The sequence below is a fragment of the Paenibacillus sp. 276b genome (assembly GCF_900107875.1).
GTDB classification, from domain to species: Bacteria; Bacillota; Bacilli; order Paenibacillales; family Paenibacillaceae; genus Paenibacillus; species Paenibacillus marchantiae.
Genome location: NZ_FNRR01000001.1, coordinates 1,096,321 through 1,113,701, shown reverse-complemented (window position 1 = coordinate 1,113,701; position 17,381 = coordinate 1,096,321). Strand labels below are relative to the sequence as shown.

Annotated in this window: 14 protein-coding genes; 3 read left to right on the top strand and 11 right to left on the bottom strand. The window is 44.0% G+C overall.

Annotation, left to right across the window (positions count from 1 at the left end):
- Nucleotides 1-9: 9 nt before the first annotated feature.
- The 3 genes from BLV50_RS04830 to BLV50_RS04820 form a co-directional block, all read right to left on the bottom strand.
- Nucleotides 10-735 (bottom strand): methyltransferase domain-containing protein, encoded by a 726-nt coding sequence (locus BLV50_RS04830; RefSeq protein ID WP_090806207.1) that lies wholly within the window; start codon nucleotides 733-735, stop codon nucleotides 10-12.
- Between the two features lie 280 nt (nucleotides 736-1,015).
- Nucleotides 1,016-1,996, bottom strand: coding sequence for an aldo/keto reductase (locus tag BLV50_RS04825; RefSeq protein WP_090806205.1), 981 nt, complete (start codon nucleotides 1,994-1,996; stop codon nucleotides 1,016-1,018).
- A 273-nt stretch (nucleotides 1,997-2,269) separates the two neighbouring features.
- Nucleotides 2,270-3,436 carry an MFS transporter gene (locus tag BLV50_RS04820; RefSeq protein ID WP_090806203.1) on the bottom strand — a complete coding sequence of 389 codons (1,167 nt, stop codon included), beginning with the start codon at nucleotides 3,434-3,436 and terminating at the stop codon, nucleotides 2,270-2,272.
- Nucleotides 3,437-3,646: 210 nt separating this feature from the next.
- Here BLV50_RS04820 and BLV50_RS04815 point away from each other — a divergent pair, with 210 nt between their 5' ends.
- Nucleotides 3,647-4,195, top strand: coding sequence for a TetR/AcrR family transcriptional regulator (locus BLV50_RS04815; RefSeq protein ID WP_090806202.1), 549 nt, complete (start codon nucleotides 3,647-3,649; stop codon nucleotides 4,193-4,195).
- A gap of 109 nt (nucleotides 4,196-4,304) precedes the next feature.
- Here BLV50_RS04815 and BLV50_RS04810 read toward each other — a convergent pair whose 3' ends face one another.
- From BLV50_RS04810 to BLV50_RS04800, 3 genes are read right to left on the bottom strand one after another with little or no spacing between them, the layout of a single operon-like run.
- The gene (locus tag BLV50_RS04810; protein ID WP_063565103.1) at nucleotides 4,305-5,399 is read right to left on the bottom strand and encodes a Ger(x)C family spore germination protein; all 1,095 of its coding nucleotides are present in this window, start codon (nucleotides 5,397-5,399) and stop codon (nucleotides 4,305-4,307) included.
- Entirely contained in the window at nucleotides 5,396-6,466 is a 1,071-nt protein-coding gene (locus tag BLV50_RS04805; protein ID WP_090806200.1) for a GerAB/ArcD/ProY family transporter, read from the bottom strand. Before BLV50_RS04805 ends, BLV50_RS04810 begins: the two co-directional genes overlap by 4 nt.
- Nucleotides 6,459-7,805, bottom strand: a complete 1,347-nt coding sequence (locus BLV50_RS04800) for a spore germination protein (RefSeq protein WP_090806199.1) — start codon at nucleotides 7,803-7,805, stop codon at nucleotides 6,459-6,461. The genes BLV50_RS04805 and BLV50_RS04800 overlap by 8 nt, the downstream gene beginning before the upstream one ends.
- A 205-nt stretch (nucleotides 7,806-8,010) precedes the next feature.
- On the opposite strand from BLV50_RS04800, the gene BLV50_RS04795 reads away from it, so the two are divergent.
- Nucleotides 8,011-8,484, top strand: coding sequence for a MarR family transcriptional regulator (locus tag BLV50_RS04795; RefSeq protein WP_090806197.1), 474 nt, complete (start codon nucleotides 8,011-8,013; stop codon nucleotides 8,482-8,484).
- Between the two features lie 156 nt (nucleotides 8,485-8,640).
- Entirely contained in the window at nucleotides 8,641-9,876 is a 1,236-nt protein-coding gene (locus BLV50_RS04790) for an MFS transporter (RefSeq protein ID WP_090806195.1), read from the top strand.
- Between the two features lie 107 nt (nucleotides 9,877-9,983).
- Here BLV50_RS04790 and BLV50_RS04785 read toward each other — a convergent pair whose 3' ends face one another.
- The 5 genes from BLV50_RS04785 to BLV50_RS04765 all read right to left on the bottom strand — a co-directional run bounded on the left by BLV50_RS04785 (nucleotide 9,984) and on the right by BLV50_RS04765 (nucleotide 17,381).
- Complete coding sequence (locus tag BLV50_RS04785; RefSeq protein WP_090807482.1) at nucleotides 9,984-12,023, bottom strand: alpha-L-arabinofuranosidase C-terminal domain-containing protein; 2,040 nt, start codon at nucleotides 12,021-12,023, stop codon at nucleotides 9,984-9,986.
- Nucleotides 12,024-12,056: 33 nt separating this feature from the next.
- On the bottom strand, nucleotides 12,057-12,950 hold the full coding sequence (locus BLV50_RS04780) for a carbohydrate ABC transporter permease (RefSeq protein WP_072732783.1): 894 nt from the start codon (nucleotides 12,948-12,950) through the stop codon (nucleotides 12,057-12,059).
- A 16-nt stretch (nucleotides 12,951-12,966) separates the two neighbouring features.
- A complete protein-coding gene (locus BLV50_RS04775) occupies nucleotides 12,967-13,929 on the bottom strand; it encodes an ABC transporter permease (protein WP_090806193.1) in 963 nt (320 codons plus the stop codon).
- Nucleotides 13,930-13,962: 33 nt separating this feature from the next.
- Nucleotides 13,963-15,531, bottom strand: coding sequence for an extracellular solute-binding protein (locus BLV50_RS04770; protein WP_090806190.1), 1,569 nt, complete (start codon nucleotides 15,529-15,531; stop codon nucleotides 13,963-13,965).
- A 158-nt stretch (nucleotides 15,532-15,689) separates the two neighbouring features.
- Nucleotides 15,690-17,381 carry a response regulator gene (locus BLV50_RS04765; protein WP_090806187.1) on the bottom strand — a complete coding sequence of 564 codons (1,692 nt, stop codon included), beginning with the start codon at nucleotides 17,379-17,381 and terminating at the stop codon, nucleotides 15,690-15,692.

Genomic DNA, 17,381 nt, shown 5'->3' with positions numbered 1-17,381 from the left:
GTAATGATGCTATGATAACGTCCCATGATGGGGTATCACGACAGAATAGCGGAACAACGGCTTCCATTCATAGGTCAGCGTGTCATGGTTCAACTGCTGTTTCAATTCCCGCCAATCCCTTCCCGTGAAGCCTTTTGCAACAGACAGCGGTCCATCATGACGAATGTATCGATTGCGTGAGATTATTCGAGTGGTTACCCAGACAGCCGCATAAGATATGGGATGCCGATGGATATCGTTAATCACAACACCATATTTGGAGGCACGCAGCATATGCGAGACCATCTCCACGAGTTGCTTTCCTTCAAAATGATGGACAAATTGCGAGCCGGTTACGATGTCTGCTGAGGCATCCGGCAATTCCTTGACATCGGCACGCCGAACCTTGATTCTCGGTTCATTCCAGAAAAGGTTTCTCGCTTGCTCACATGCCTCCTCTGTCAGGTCGACCAGAGTAATCTCCAGCTTAACTCCCTTCTGGTCCGCCCAGCGCAATAGTTTCTGGTTCACATCACCTGAACCCGCTCCCACATCAAGAAGGGTCAGCGTAGTTGGACTGCCAATCGCTTTCCATAACTTCTCCACCCCTGCACGGGTTGGAGCGGGAGCAGCAAATATTTTGTTCAGCCTTCTCAGATGTTTGAGCGCTTCGCTCAATTCTTCTCCCCCCATGGAGAAATCGTCCATCAACTCGTCTTCCTTTGCCCGTACGGAAAGTGTTCTAAAGAAGGACATGATCCCGCTCCTTTACAGCTGTATATTGTGAATGATTTTCTCCAATTAACAATTATCCCCTTAACCAAGCCTTATAATCGTAAGCACTGCGATATGTTATTTTACGAAGACTTCCTCCATCTCAGAATGCTTAATTCCATTACACTCTAAAACGAATAAATTCGATGCTGCATTGCCAGATAAAAACATAAAGAAGCCGCCAATTAGGCGACTTCTGTTTGTATATGTGATGAACCTGTTAATTTACGTTTTTTCCATCTTCCTTATCCAATCATCTTGATTATTGATGACCAACAATTCGGTGAGGCACATAGGGTTCTTCTAACGATGCTATTTCTTCAGGTGTTAGCTTAATCGAAAGAGCGGCTACACCATCCTTCAGATGCGATATTTTGGTAGCACCAATGATGGGAGCTGTGACCGGTTCCTTTTGCAGTAACCAGGCAAGTGCGATTTGTACACGAGGAACCCCATGCTTCTCAGCGATCGCGGCAACCTGATCAATGATCAATCGGTCGGTATCTGCAGTTGCATCATATTTTTGCTTTGCAATCTGATCGGTTTCGGAACGATGTGTTTTTTCCTGAGGGTCTCTTGTCAATCGGCCTCCTGCAAGCGGACTATACGGAATCACACCGATTTTCTCAGCTTTACAGAGCGGAAGCATCTCTCTTTCTTCCTCACGATAGATAAGATTGTAGTGATCCTGCATGGATACAAAGCGGGTCCACCCATTTTGCTCAGCTACATGTAACGCTTTCAAAAACTGCCACGCGTACATCGCAGAAGCGCCTATGTATCTTACCTTTCCTGCTTTGACCACATCATGTAAGGCTTCCATCGTCTCTTCAATGGGTGTAGTGTAATCCCAGCGATGGATCTGATACAAATCCACATAATCTGTTTCCAGCCGCTTCAGGCTTTTATCTATCTCACTCATAATGGCCTTACGGGAAAGTCCGGCACCATTTGGGCCTTGGTGCATACGACCATTAATTTTCGTTGCAAGTACAATTTCATCTCGATTGGCATAGTCACGTAGGGTGCGCCCAATCACTTCCTCGCTGGTTCCAGCTGAATATACATTTGCTGTATCAAAAAAATTGATGCCTAAATCCAACGCCTTTTTAATAACGGGACGACTGTTCTCTTCATTAATGACCCATCGATGGCCTCCAGGAACGGCTGTACCAAATCCCATACAGCCCAAGCACAGACGGGACACATCCAGACCTGTATTGCCAAGCTTCACATAATCCATTTGCGTATTCCTCCCTCGCTTTCGGATGGTTTTTGCTACCTTTGCAGATAGCTCTGATGCCTGCATAAGATACACACGGAAGAATAACTATTCTTGAGTAGAGTATTAAGCATGAGAAAAAATCTCGCAATTCCCAAATGGCTATAAAACGTGCATTAGTAAACAACACGATGGGAAATGTTCATTATTTGGTAAGCAAGATGATGAATAATGAACATTTCCCTTTTGTGTATGTCACTTAAGGTTGCTTAAGGTTGCTTAAGATTGCTTAGCTTACATGTTGTTTTTTACGGGGGCAAATAATCGAATTCTCAGCAAAATGGATAACAGACTTAGTACCAGGAACAATACACCTCCAAGCACGATGTACTGTGTGCCGATCCCCGAGATGAACAGCCCGCCTACAGCAGTTCCCAAGGTTATTCCCAAATTACCGCATGAAAGGAACAAACCATTCGAGAAATCGGGCGCTTCTGGCGCGGCAGAGGTGATCCAATACTGACCAATTAGATTGCTTATTGCATAACATACTCCCCATAAAATCACGGTTAAAATCATAGGTCCAGTGGATGTGCCCGTCCAAAAGGATAAAAGATATACGATGCCCAATACTACGGGAAAAAGTATAACGGTTTTACGTGTGTTTTTAGAAAGCAGCCTGCCTCCCACCACGTTTCCCACTAGACTGGCTAAACCATATATAAATAACACGATACTCAATGTTTTTCCCGAAATATGAGTGATAGAGCCCAAGTACTCTGCGATGTAACTATTCACACTTGCTGTTGCCGAAGCCATAAGGATCACTGCAGCGATGGCTAGCCAAGTGATACCTCTTTTTAAGATTCCCAATTGTGTTCCATACGCAAGTTTTTCCTTAACAGGCATAGAGGGGATAAATATCCATGTACCCAGAAATGCCAACGCGTTTACGATCGCAAAGAATACCATTGCCATTTCTACCGATGTTCCATTCGCGATATAGTTTGTGATTGGTACGCCAAGTACCATTCCTGCGGTGACTCCAAGCATTACTTTAGATACCGCTTTGGGAGCTTCTTCACTGCTTACAGAGGTCGCTGCTACGGTCAAAGCCAATGAACAATAAATGGGATGGAAAAAGCCCGGAATGATACGAGCCACGATGGCAACGGTGAACGTTGGTGCAAAGATGGAAATAATATTACATGCAACAAAAATACCGAGCACGAGTAACATCACCGTTTTACGGTTTATACCGGAAAATAATAAAGGCATCGTAGGACCCGCAATCGCAACAGCGAGTGCAAAGAGACTCACGAGCAAGCCAGCCTTGGAAACACTGACATGAAAATAATCAGCTATTTGAGGTAATATCCCAATGACGCCCATCTCTGTAGTTAGGATGCCGAAAACACCGATAATTAATATATACATGAGTACATGATTTGATTTGACCACAAGCAAAACTCCTTCACTATTTCTGATTCATTCTCTAAACTTACGAATGGCGCAGATAAAAAATAAATGCACAAGAATGTATTTTTGCGCTTATGTGTATTATTATAGAAAGTACGTCTTATCTACAATGACTAAAAGATGATGATTTGTGCATTAGTGCACAGATCGTGGAAATTTGGATACAAACAGAGGAAAGTCAGGTGACTCGAAATGCCCAAAGTGGATCGAAGAATACTCAAATCTCAAGATGCCATTAAAAAAGCGTTGATTGAACTTATGTCTCAAAAGCATTTCGACCAGATTACGATTCAGGATATTTCCGACACAGCGAATGTTAGCCGCAGAACCATCTATCTTCACTATCTGGATAAGTATGATTTACTGGATAAGCTCATCGAGGAACATGTGAACGAACTACAGGTATTGTGTGAATCCGAATCTGAAACGAATGCTACAGATGGGGGAATGAGCTGGTTTGAATACTTTGAGAACAACTATTTATTCTTTTCAGCTATGTTAACAAGTAAAGGAGCACCCTTCTTTCGCAGCCGTTTTCTCCAATTTGTCATCGAGGATATAAAAAACGGATGGGACATGAATGAAGGGAAAAATCGCGGGATAAGTGAAGACATTTTGCTTCAATTCTTTGCGCCAGCGTATGTGGGAATTGTGGAATGGTGGTTTATAAACCAAATGCCCTATCCACCTCATGTCATGGAAGAGCAAGTGAATACGTTATTGGAGCTGAATCTTTCATAAATAAAAACTCACGCTGAACCTTTCTAATATTATAAAAAAAGTCGCCACCAGGGCGACTTCATAACGGCATAGCATTTTCCTCGCTTATAGCGGATTAAATAATCCTAAGCTATTTTTTTAACATTTGCCCCTGACTATCATTATCATTGGCATTTTCTTTAAAATAAATTTCGTTCAGAACGTTGACACGAACGTTGATCTTTTGCTCCAGCTTCGGAAACCACTTGGTTTTCCATTCCTTTAATTTCCCCTCCGACAGTTGGGGTCGAAATATCATGCCTACACCCAATACATCCGATTTAAAAGATTGAACCTTCCTTACCGTTTCATTAAACTGTTGGCTGATCTGTTCTTTCATTTCTTTCTCAATCACCGCGTTACCCTTACTTTCAGGGCTTTCCGTAATCACTACATTGAGAAGAATATCCGTCAGGATGGATGGCCCGTTCTCCGACCAGGAGGTCTTGTGTTTGATTTTAGTGTCTTGAATAAGAACACTCGTGTTCTGTGCCACTTCAATGGTTCCCCCTGAATATTTGCCTTTAAATAAATTAAACAAAAGTGTCTCTTCCTGATTGAGCGTTCCTACCATGCGGTCATCCCGCATCACGGCCGTGCCTTTAAAGGTGAACAAAGTTCGATCGCCGTTTTTGAGCATGGGGATGGCCATGTCTTCCGTATATGAATTTTGGTTTTGATAAGCTTCCCATATTCGGACGATGGATTGATTGGGCGTCCACCCGGCATCCTGGCTAAAAAAGTCGTAGGAAGAAATTTCAGGTGTTGGCGAAATTTGATGATACATCGTCTTCTCAAAATCACCGTCAATAACCCCTACCAAGCCTTTAATCGAGATATCATTCGCTCTCACAGCAAAATTGATGATGTTATCAATTCCCTGCTCTGCGACTTTCCTGTCGATTAGCAATAATCTCAAATGTACCAATTCGATGCTTTTTTCGGAATCCGTGCGAATCAAATCAATGGCTTTACTGATGGATTTCGCTTCTTTGTCAAGAATTTGGGTTTTGCCTGATGCATCGGGTATTTGGAGAATGATCCTGTATTTTTCCGTGTTTCCCTTTCCCACTCCCATGACAACAGGCAGATATTGTTTGTTAATATCCTTGGTATCCCAACATCCCGGAAGTAACATCATCATAGATAAGCCTACAATCAGAGTCTTGATGATGCGCATGTTCATGTACTCACCCTCTTTCGCTGCCATTGCGCCGCGAGGAATACAATGATTGGAAAACCGATAACGCTATAAACGCAAAAGAAAGAATTCAGGTACAGGTATGAATTCAAAGCGTTGACATCCGGTATCATGAGACTGAACACGTACAAGGTGAAGCACACCACGGAAAGAACCCATAATCGATTGATTTTCGGCATAAATAACTGATTCAGCAGGGACACCAGAATCCAGAGTAAAACGGAAACCTTTAGAACACCCAGCGCACTGGAGGCTACCACGTAGAAGCTTGGAAGCCAGTCAAATACAACCCACTCTAGATCAATGGTATCCGATGCCATAAGCATGGGATATTGCAAATGAATTACCGTTTCCTGACCGAATACGAGAAGCGGAACATATACAGATCCCAAAGCAAACACAAATATGATACCAACCGCAGCAGCTGCTTTACCAAAACTAAGCCGTTGCTTGGAGGGAATCATGCCAAGGAATAGGAACCCGGCTGAAATGACCGTACATACATAGAAATCCGAATTGGAGAAAAACGACATTCCACTATCCCAAATCGGAAAAATGTAGCTGATTCTGAAATTCTGGATGCTGATCATCATGGAGAAAAAAATGAATGGCATCAAGAGAATACACAATCCGATGCTCGCCCGAATCATGACCTCGAGTCCCTTCCAAACAGCATAGAAACACAGAACGATAAAGAGAGCTGATGTTGCTACTGGCGGTGTTCTCTGTAGTAATACAGCTTTGATTTCGACAGACTGGAAGTACATAAGCAATAACAGCTCGATATATAGGAAGATCAACATCGGCAGAACGATCAGTCTCGTTACCCATTTGCCCAGTGATTCATTACAGATGTCCACCACTGTTTTCCCCGGAAACTGCGACAACGCTTTTAAGTACATCCATAGAACCAGTAGCTCTGCCAAAAAGAGGATCGTTATGGGTTCCCAGTGTCCTTTTGAAGTCGCAGAGATGATCCGTTCAGGAAAGATGGCAAAGATCGAAGCAAGGTGAAGCAGAACAAACATAGTAAGAATCTGGGCTTTATTCATCCTGAGCCTTTCCTTTCACACTTAAACTTAAGTAGGGAACGGAGCAACTACTCAACGAGGAAAAATACAATATAATCCAAATCATCGCAGCCTCAAGACCCCATATCCCAAAGAAGGAACTGATGATCATGACAACATATTTATACATTCGTATACCCGTCGTATTCATATAACCCGCCAGCACAAAATTAGCGATCGCAGAGGCAACTAGAATAATAATTAATAGATTACTGACAAGTTTAGCTTGGACAATGGCTTGACCCAACAGAATACCGCCAATCATGGTTATGGTGGGTCCGATGTTCTTTGGTAGTCGAATCGTGGCTTCGATAATCATCTCCAGAAGCAACATTACCAGCAGCATTTCGATCAACGAAGGATAAGGGACCCCTTCCCTGCTCTTGGCTACCGTGATGGCTAACTGGATTCGCAACAGTTCCGGGTTTACCGAATTAAGCACAATATACAGACCCGGAAGTGTGATGGCCAGAAGTGCACCAATCGCCCGGATGGTTCGTAAAAACACCTGAAATAGATACGGGTAGTTGACGTCCAACGTTGTTGACCACAAATCCGTTATGATCGCTGGGAAAGCAAAAGCAAACGAATATTGGTCAATCAAAATAACCACTTTTCCGTTCATCATATTCTGTACCATCTCACCCGGTAGCTCCGAAGAGATATACGTTGGTGTTATTGAGAATCTAGGATGCCCCAGTATACTAAGCAGGTCCCTTACCGTAGTCAGTTCCTTATCCTTATTTTGTTCCAGCTTATCCCGAATTGCCGCAATGACTTTGGGTTGGGCAACTCCCTCAATGTACACCATGGCAATTTTCTTGGTAGACTGAACCCCTGTCTCTCTGCTTTCGATCACCAACTGGTCGGATATCATTTTTTTTCGCAACAAACCTATATTTTTATCAATATCTTCTGTAAAAGCATCGAACGCGGATTGAAGGGGATTTTCGCTCTCTGGCGAGCTTACGGACCGTGAAATTCCAGGATGTTCCGGTTCAATGACTGCTGCTAATCCTTTTGTGCTAAACAACACAAGTTTTCCATGCAGGAGATTGTTGCATAGTTCGTCCAATGACATGGATGCTTCTTCTTCAAAAGGACTGAACATTTTCAGAAAAGATTCGTTCTCATTACCACTTGCCGCTTGATTTATTGAGGACAACGTTGTCGGAAGATCGACTAGCGTTTTCACGAAGTATGCTCTGAATTTCTGATTGGCGATAAGTACGTCCTTATTGCTGAAATCCGTGCTCTTTTCGAAACGGTCATAGAGTTGCTTTTCTATATCGTGAAGATCCTGTTCATGGATTCGCTGCAAATTTTACCACCTCTTCTGAAGTAGTATGTCGTTAAGAAAAAAGTTTATTCAGAAATTAACCTTGATTTACACTGTAATTTAGAAGCTTTTGTCTCTCTTTTATCACGTATAGATCCCTTCCTAAATAATTGTTTTCAATATTTTTGAACTGGAAACCAAAATTGAATATAATATTGTAATGCACCAATGGGTGGGAGGATAGGCCATGAATAAAGAGGAACAGGTCTTAGTGGGTTTCAGGGACTTATATAACAAGCTGGTTTGGCTTAATAAAGATAAGATGGAAGAAAGTCTTAAGGGGTATAAACCTTCTGAAGTACATTGCATCGAATACATTGAAAAAAATGCAGATTCCAATGTAACAAAGCTTGCAGAGTCCTTTTATATGACTCGAGGTGCGATAAGTAAATTAACGAAGAAGCTCATAGAAAAAGGCCTGATTGAAAGCTATCAGAAGTCGGATAACAAGAAAGAGATCTATTTTAGGCTTACAGAACAAGGGAAAGTCATTTATCAAATCCATGAGGACCTGCACAATGAGTTTCAAGAGCGAGATAAAATTGTATTCGAACAGGTAACCGACGATCAGTTTGACAGTATGCTTAACTTCGTGGACAAGTATAATCGGCATTTGGATGCAGAAATAAAGAAGCTGGGTACAAATCTGAAGTCGGAATAAATCTTAATAATGAAAGTTAAACTAAAGGCAGCCGGACTCTATTTGAGAACAGGCTGTTTTTTTATTGTTATTATTTTGTTGACAAGGAAACAAAGCAGTTGTACGATATTAATGTTTCCAAGGAAATAAAATTACGACGTTTGAGAGGAGAATTTAATGTTTAAATCACGATCACATCATACACAGAACACAGAACAAACCATAGACAAACACGCTTTATTATTCGGTCTGATCTCTGTGTTTCTTTGCGGAATAGGCTTCAGTATTATCGCGCCTGTTGTCCCATTTCTAGTACAGCCTTATACAAGCAGTCCAGGAGAACAAGCTATCGTTGTTACGCTGCTGACCTCTGTTTATGCCTTTTGCGTATTTTTTGCGTCTCCCGTGCTTGGAGCTCTGAGCGATAAATATGGCCGTCGTCCATTGCTCCTGGTATGCCTTTTGGGTTCCGTAATTGGATACTTGGTTTTCGGCATAGGTGGAGCCCTATGGGTACTCTTTGCGGGGCGTATAATCGAGGGTATCACAGGAGGAAGCATAGGTACAATCTTCGCATATTTTGCGGACATCATCCCACCCGAACAGAGAACCAAATACTTTGGATGGGTGAGTGCGGTTGTAGGTGTAGGCACCGTCATTGGCCCGACTGTAGGCGGATTACTCGCCAAGATTGATTATTCTGCACCCATGTATTTTGGAGCCATCATTACTTTGGTGAATGTTATATATGGATTCTTTTTTATGCCTGAGAGTCTTGCTAAGACACATAGACTGAAAGAAATTACTTTGGTGAGACTTAATCCATTCATACAGCTTGCAAACCTGCTTTCCATGAAAAACTTAAACAGACTACTTATCTCAGCCTTCTTACTTTGGATACCCAACGGATCTTTACAGGCCGTTTTCTCACAATTTTCAATGGATACTTTCAATTGGAAGCCTGCAATCATCGGACTTATGTTCTCAATTATGGGTGTCCAGGATATCATCTCACAAGGTCTCATCATGCCTAAGCTTTTGAAAAAGCTTAGCGATAAACAGATCGCCATTCTTGGAATGATTTCAGAGATAATAGGCTACAGTCTCATTGCGTTATCTACTTTGTTCTCATTCTATCCACTGTTTATCGTGGGCATGTTTATCTTTGGTTTTGGTGATTCGATCTTCGGGCCTTCCTTCAATGGCATGCTCTCCAAATCTGTCGATTCTAGTGAACAAGGCAGGGTTCAAGGCGGTAGCCAATCTATTCAGGCTTTAGCTAGAATGATTGGTCCTATCATTGGAGGTCAAATCTATGTATCGCTTGGTCATGCTGCACCCGCCATTATGGGTGTGATCCTTATAGCAGCGGCAATACCCGTTTTGTATAAGCGAAAACAAGTAATTATTTAAAATGCCTGCTTTCATCAGGCAAATATCGGATTGATTGGTAGTCAAGACACCATAGAACAGAGAATAGGGTTTCAGAACTTAGGTACAGGTTCTGAAACCCTATTTGTCTACAGTCCGGGATGTCGAGACAATCGGTCTACCTTTCCAAACTCCAGTACATAGATGGATGAAGGATGTAATACGTAACCACGCTGCCAATCCTCGGTCAAAACACTCCGTTCTGTGCACTTGATATGATTGGGTTGAAACACGGAGTTGATGTTATTGTACGAATCGCTGGTAATCTCATATAAGGTCCCCTCCTCACTCGCATCGAAAACTTGTAAATCCAGCTCAACCGATACTTCCTCCAAGCTTCGGTTCACAATAAACAAGGTGACCCTGCTGCCATCAACATTCATTCCGGCTACAACATCCAGATCGGGGAGTGCATCCAGCTCTACAGGCGTTTTTTGGTTTGAAGTTACAGAGAATGTTCCACATTCAGCTTCGACAGGCAGGATATGATGAATATCCCGATTCGCGTAAAGCTTTAATACTTCATAGGTTGGAGTTCCATAGATCGTGAGTGGGTGTCCACTCCATCCAGCATGCTTGCCCCGATATTGATCCGCATAGAAATCCCCGACACGGATACATCCCCCAAGCCAACCATTGACCAGATCGGAGAAACTGCCAATTTGCACGCTATCGCTGCAACGAATCATTTCATTCAGATTGGCGGCATTCGCCACGGCTGCTCCAAGGGTATGCTCGTCTGGCAGTCCTTTTCGCACAGTGTTTGGATAGTACATCGTGTTATATTCGGTGATGGCCAGCTTCACATGCTGATGTTTGATGTCGGAATGAATGACCTCCATTGTTTGGTGTATATAGTGCCGGGTCCACTCGGGATAACTAGCCATTGCTTTATACCGATCCTCAGCCGGTGTATCCCGATTCATGCCAAAGGGACCGTAGCCGTGGTATAAATGTAATGTTAAATAATCGATATACTCCCCTGCCAGAGCAAGCACAGTTTTATTCCAATCCTGCTCGTAATGTCCACAGGCCAGCAATACAATGGAAGGATCTGCTTCCTTCATCGTTTTGGCAAACTGTACGGTCCGCTCCGCAAATTGCTCCGCAGAGCAAGCTCCAACTTGCCATTGCCCCCACACCTCGTTGCCGATCTCCCAATACTTCACATGATATGGTTCCGGAGATCCGTTCTTCGCCCGAAGAGCCCCCATCGGGGTATCTACACTTCCATTACAATATTCAATCCATTGGGCGGCCTCTTGAGGTGTACCCGATCCATCGTTCACACAAATCAGAGGTTCCACCTGCAGCTCGTAACAAAAGCGGATAAATTCATCCGTTCCGAAATATTTGCTGGTCCATCCTCCCCATGCCTCGTTGTACATGACTGGCCTCTCCAGAATCGGCCCAACGCCATGCTCCCAGTGATAGGCGCTAATGTAGTTCCCTGCAAGTCTCATCATGCCTGCGTTTAGTTCTCTGGTCATCTCTATTATTTCGCTTTTTACCAGAGCAATATGATCCACAGGCAATAAAGACACATGGTCCAGCCAGAGCATTCCCGTGGAGACATGATCGATCCATCTTGGATGCTCTGTCGGAACATACACCCGAATCTCTGCATCTGAACAAGCACGTAGGATCGTCAGCCGTCCTTCATAATCCTGCCAGTTATGGCTGTGCAATTCGATTTTCAACTGACCGAGCACTTCTTCCGTACGTCTATCGACCGCCTCCACCATCAAATACTGGAGTTCGATGGAGGCTCGCGCAACTATACGAACGGTGTAGTCCATAGGCCCTTTCAATGCGCAGCTTTGTGCAATCCCGGCGTACGCTTCATCATCACTAAAGATACGAATACGCTGAGCGCGACCCGAATGTCTGGGAGCCGGGGCTTCCATTGCATATTGCGTATTTCTTCCGTTGGTGTAGGTACTCCAGCTTCCCGATACAGAAGCGCTTGATTCAGCCTCGCTTTCAAAGTCCATATCCTTCAATGGAAATGCAAGCATCGCTTCCATATGGTCTCGGATGTCTTCCACAAAATGCCCAAACAAAAAAGGGTTGACCGTGTGTTCGCTTACACGACTACAATCTATACTAATTCTGGCGTTTGATTTCAACATAAGTCCTCCATCATTGTGGTTGATATGGATTTAACCTTTAATCGATCCAATCATGACCCCTTTAACAAAATGGCGCTGCACAAAAGGATACATCAACAGTACAGGCAAACTGGAGACGATAATCACCGCATACTTGATGCTCTCCGCGAGCAGGATTTTGTCTTCCAAACCAAGGCTGCCGTCCACGGCATCGGATTGGCTGATCAGCAGAATTTCGCGCAGTACCAACTGAAGCGGATGCAGATTTTCGTTACGAATATAGATGAGCGCGTTAAAAAAAGAATTCCAATGGCCTACGGCATAGAACAGCACCATCACGGCCAGGATCGGCTTGGAAAGGGGCAGGATAATGCTCACAAGCAGCCGCCAATTGGAGCACCCATCCATGTGGGCAGCTTCTTGAAGCTCCCAGGGAATACTCGACTGAAAATACGTTCTCATCACGATCAGATTGTACGTGGCGATTGCGCCGGGAATGATCAGAGCCCACATCGTATCCACCATGCCCAGATTTTTGACCAATAGATACGTTGGAATTAATCCGCCACTGAAGAACATCGTTAGCGTGATGAACACCATGATTACATTACGTCCAGGAAGGTCAGGTCTAGAAAGAGGATATGCGGCCAATACGGTCATGATAATGTTAATCACAGTGCCCACGACCGTATAAAATATCGTATTACGGTACCCCAGCCAAATCTTCTCGTTGTGTAGAATATTCGTGTAAGCATCCAGCGTCAGTCCTTTGGGCAGTAACCAGACTTCTCCGTTTAATACTTTTGTGGGATCACTGAACGAAGCACTCACGATAAAAATCAGTGGGTACAACACAGCGATGATAATGATTGAGGCTATGATGTAGATGATTACATCGAAAATCCGATCATTGGAACTGGCTTGTATTGTCGCCTGCTTGGACATGGGATCTTGCCCTCCTTTACCATAAGCTCGTCTCAGACGTCTTGCGCGCAATCCGATTGACCAGTAAAAGTAACAGCAGATTAATGATTGAATTAAAAAGCCCGATAGCAGCTGTATAACTGTATTCTCCCTTGAGGATACCTGTCGTATAGACAAACGTGGAAATGACGTCGCTCGATTCCAGATTGAGATTGTTTTGCATCAACAAAATTTTCTCAAACCCTACGTTCATGAAATGACCGATGTCCAGAATGAGCAAAATGATGACGACTGGAGCGATGCCGGGCAGCGAAATATGCCAAATGCGCCGCAGCCTTGATGCTCCGTCCATCTTGGCAGCTTCATACAGATGCGGATTCACTCCGCTCAAAGCTGCAATATAGATGATGGATTGCCAGCCCATGTTCTGCCATATATTCGAACTGATAAAAATGGTTTTGAACCAACCTGCTTCCTCAAGAAAACGGATCGGTGTACCTCCGAAAGCCTCAATCAACAGATTGACTGGACCCGTATGAGGCGAGAGAAACACATTCAGTATGCCAACGATAACGACCACTGAAATAAAGTGGGGAATATACGTAATATTTTGCAGCCACTTGCTGAAGGTTTTATTGCGAATTTCGTTAATAATTAGTGCTAGCAGAATCGGAATCGGAAAAGCAATTAATAAGGAGAACAAGTTAATTGACAATGTATTCCATAGAAGTCTCCAGAAATAATAGGAATCAAAGAATCGTTCGAAGTGGCCAAAGCCTTCCCAACTGCTGCCCAGAATCCCTTTAGCCGGATTGAAGTTTTTGAACGCAATTTGCAGTCCATACAACGGGGCATAATGGAATACCACATACCAAGTGACTGGCAGAAGCAGCATAAGGTACAGGTCCAATCTTTTACCCATTTGCCTTAACACGCCTGAACTCTTTTTTGGATGGCTTCGTGGCATCGTCATCGTTGTATCGGTTTTGACGCTTTTCATAGGCAATTGCTCCTCATCCATGATGTTTCAGCATTATTTCTGCATCTTGTCAAAAGCATCCTGATACAACTTCTCCAGTTCCTCAACTCTCATCTTTTTGAGCGTGGTCTGGAATTGCTCCCACTTGTCAAAACCGATTGCACCCACAATAAATTTTGTACTCTGTTCTTCGTAATATTTATCAATATCATTTCGCAGAATGTTGACTTCCTGGGCAGTTTGCTCATCAAACATCGGAGCCGCATAGCGGACTTTTGGCATAAACGGATCGAGCTTATGCTGCGCCTCCTGCACCTGAGGTGGATTGATAAAGGAAGCCACCTGTTCACTGATGAGATGTGGCGCGCCTCCGCCGGCATAAGGCGTAATTTTGGCCTGGTTACTGATTTCTTTTAGGAAGTCCTCTTTATAGTAAGGAATACCATCCTTCATCTCGTAATGCTCGCCTTCTCTTCCGAATCGGAGCAGGGTAGAACCCTCGTCACTGTAGAAATAATCAATCCAACGCATCGTGACTTCAGGATATTTATTGACGGATGTGATTGCAAAGGCTCCAAAATCCCTGGCTACTGGCAGAGCCTGACTCTGTAAACGGTCACCTTGTGGACCTTCCAGTGGGGCGATACCAGTATATTGGTCTTTGATCGACAAGAAGTTATTGTTCGTCTGGTCAAAGAAAAAACCTGTATTTCCCGATCCCTGCTTGGCCAGATATTGCGCTTCCGTATGTGAAAATATTTCCTGATCCAGCAGCTTTTCCTTATACAGCTTATTTAAGTACATCAGCATTTCTTTATTCTGGTCGCTGCCCATCCAGATACTAACTTTGTCATTTTCAATATTAATGTTATAGCCGAGCTGTGAATCCAATCCGAATGACCCACTCATCGCGTTTACAACAGCCAATCCTACGCGGGCTGTCATCGGAAGTTCATCCTGTTTGCCGTTTCCATTCGGATCACCATCACGGAAGGCAAGCAATACATTGTAAAGTTCTTCGGTGGTCTCCGGCACTTTCAGATTCAGCTTGTCCAGCCACATCTGATTGATCCATTTCTTATCCGTACGCGCCGCACTTAGCGTAACAATACCCGGAATTGTATAAATGTGGCCCTCTGGTGTAGTAATGCCTGAGCGAATTTCGGGATATTGTTCCATTAATTTCTTCAAATTCGGAGCATATTCATCGATAAGACCTTCCAGTGGGATCAATTGGCCGGCAGAGCCATAGCGGATGGCTTCAAGCGGGGAAATACCTGAACGGAACAGGGCATCCGGCAGTTCATTCGAAGCAAACAACAGATTTTTTTTCTCCTGAAAACCATCCGTCTGCGCTTCAATGAATTCCACCTTTACATGGCTTAATTTCTCGTAATCCTGGAAAACCGGCATCTCCTTGAAAGGGCCATTTACGGGTGCAATGCGGGTAAACATCTTGAGATTCACCGGTTCGTCCACAATCGGAAACCCAGTCGTATGAACGTCGTTCTTCGAAACCTCTGGTGAAGCTTCGTTATTGCTTCCACCGGAATTGCATCCAGCCAGCATCAAACTGGAAGCGATCATCATCATGATCATATTTCTTCCCCAGCGTTTGCGCATAAAGTTGTGCCCCCCACAATTCTTTATCACCAACGTAATTTGTAAGCGTTCACGGTTGGTGTGTGCTCATTATAATTCACCGGGCATGGAAGGTAATTACAATAATATGACCCTTTACTCCACATATTTTACGAGTTTAGAGTTCTGCTCTTATCTGCCTAGTTTCCCAAGTGCAAAGATGGGAGCTTCGTTTCGTTCTTCCTTTTTCCTGGATTGCTCAAATACGCTTGCGGTGTTAAACCCGTTATTTCTTTGAATACTTTGAAAAAGTAGTTGTGTGTCGTAAATCCCACTTGCAAGCTTATTTCTTTAATCGAGTATCGGCCGCTGTCCAGCAGCTTGCACCCTGCGTCAATCCGAACCTGATTCAGATATTCTGAAAAAGTCCGCTGCGTCTCCTCCTTGAATATTCTGCTTAAATAGGAGGCATTCAGGCCGATTACGCTTGCCGCAAGCTCCAATGTGACATAACCGGAGTACCTCTCCAGAATGAATTGGATCGTCTGCGTGACATGGCGAGAATAGGAACCGATTACACGATGTTGATTCAACAAATGAAACAGGCTGGAGAAGAAGGATTGCAGGCCTTGCTCCAGTTCTCTTATCGTTTTCATGCGCCCAAGCTCGCTTCTTGAAGGCAGATTAGCTACCGCTGGATCTGTGGAAGGCAAGCAGGTCCTCCATGCTTTATCACCCGTTTGCATGAGCTCGCTGACAATCATCTGAACCGTATGTGAATGGATAGGCAAGTGGTCAATCGAAGCAATAATAGTGGAAATCAATTGATGCACGCCTTGCTTGTCAAACCTTTCAATGGATAACAGAAGCTGCTTGTGCTCCTCAATCGTCAGAGAAACTCGTTGACTCTGATCGTTTTCATGTGAACGCTTGTCCGAACATGGACTTTTAACTTGGAGGGTATGGCTTCTGAGCGTTTTCACAGACGAAGATCCATCGAGTTCGTATTCGGCGGAGCAGTAACTGGATGCAAGCTGTGATAGACTGGTGCATATTGGCCCTACTGCGGTTACACTTTGCAGATTCAGGAACAGTTCCAACGCATGCTGAATCTTCCGCAGTTGTCCATCTACCTCACGCTGCATGATGTGCTCGCTTCGTTCCCTGAAAGAAAACACGATAACAAATCGCCCTTCCTCAACGTACACCGCTGTCCGCTCATGGATATCACCCAGGCTCTGCTGCATCATATCGACGACCTGCTGAACCAGGCCATTGGTCTGCACGTCACTGTATGACTCTGTCAGCAGCAGGAACGGAACAATCTGTAAAGCTGCGGTTGCATATCTGGACGCATGCGGATACAGATTGTCTTTCTGGGAAACGTCTTCAAACCCGTACGTTGATTTCGTGTTTCTTTTGAGTAAATACAGCAAATACTCGCGCATAACCTCGGGACTCACTTTCTCGGCCATGGCACTCTCGGCGACCTGTTTCTCACGCAACCGATCTTCCTGCTGCAATTCCGATACGGCTTTATTCAGGATGTTGAGCAGCGTTGACTCATCCAATCGATGCTTGAGCAAATAATCAATGGAGCCATTGTTCAGGCAATCCCGCACATAGTCATAATCGTCATAACTGCTGAGCATAACGGTCTTAATCCACGGAAAACGTTCCTTGATAGCCCGATTGAGCTCTACACCGTTCATTTCAGGCATATCTACATCAATAATGACAATATGCGGTGGCGACTGCTCAATCATCGTTAAAGCAATTAACCCATTATGCGCCTGACCGCATAATTCAAATCCATAGTCAGCCCAGTCCAATAATGTCCATAGATTATGGTGTACTAAGGGTTCATCATCAACGAGTAGCACCTGAAACAT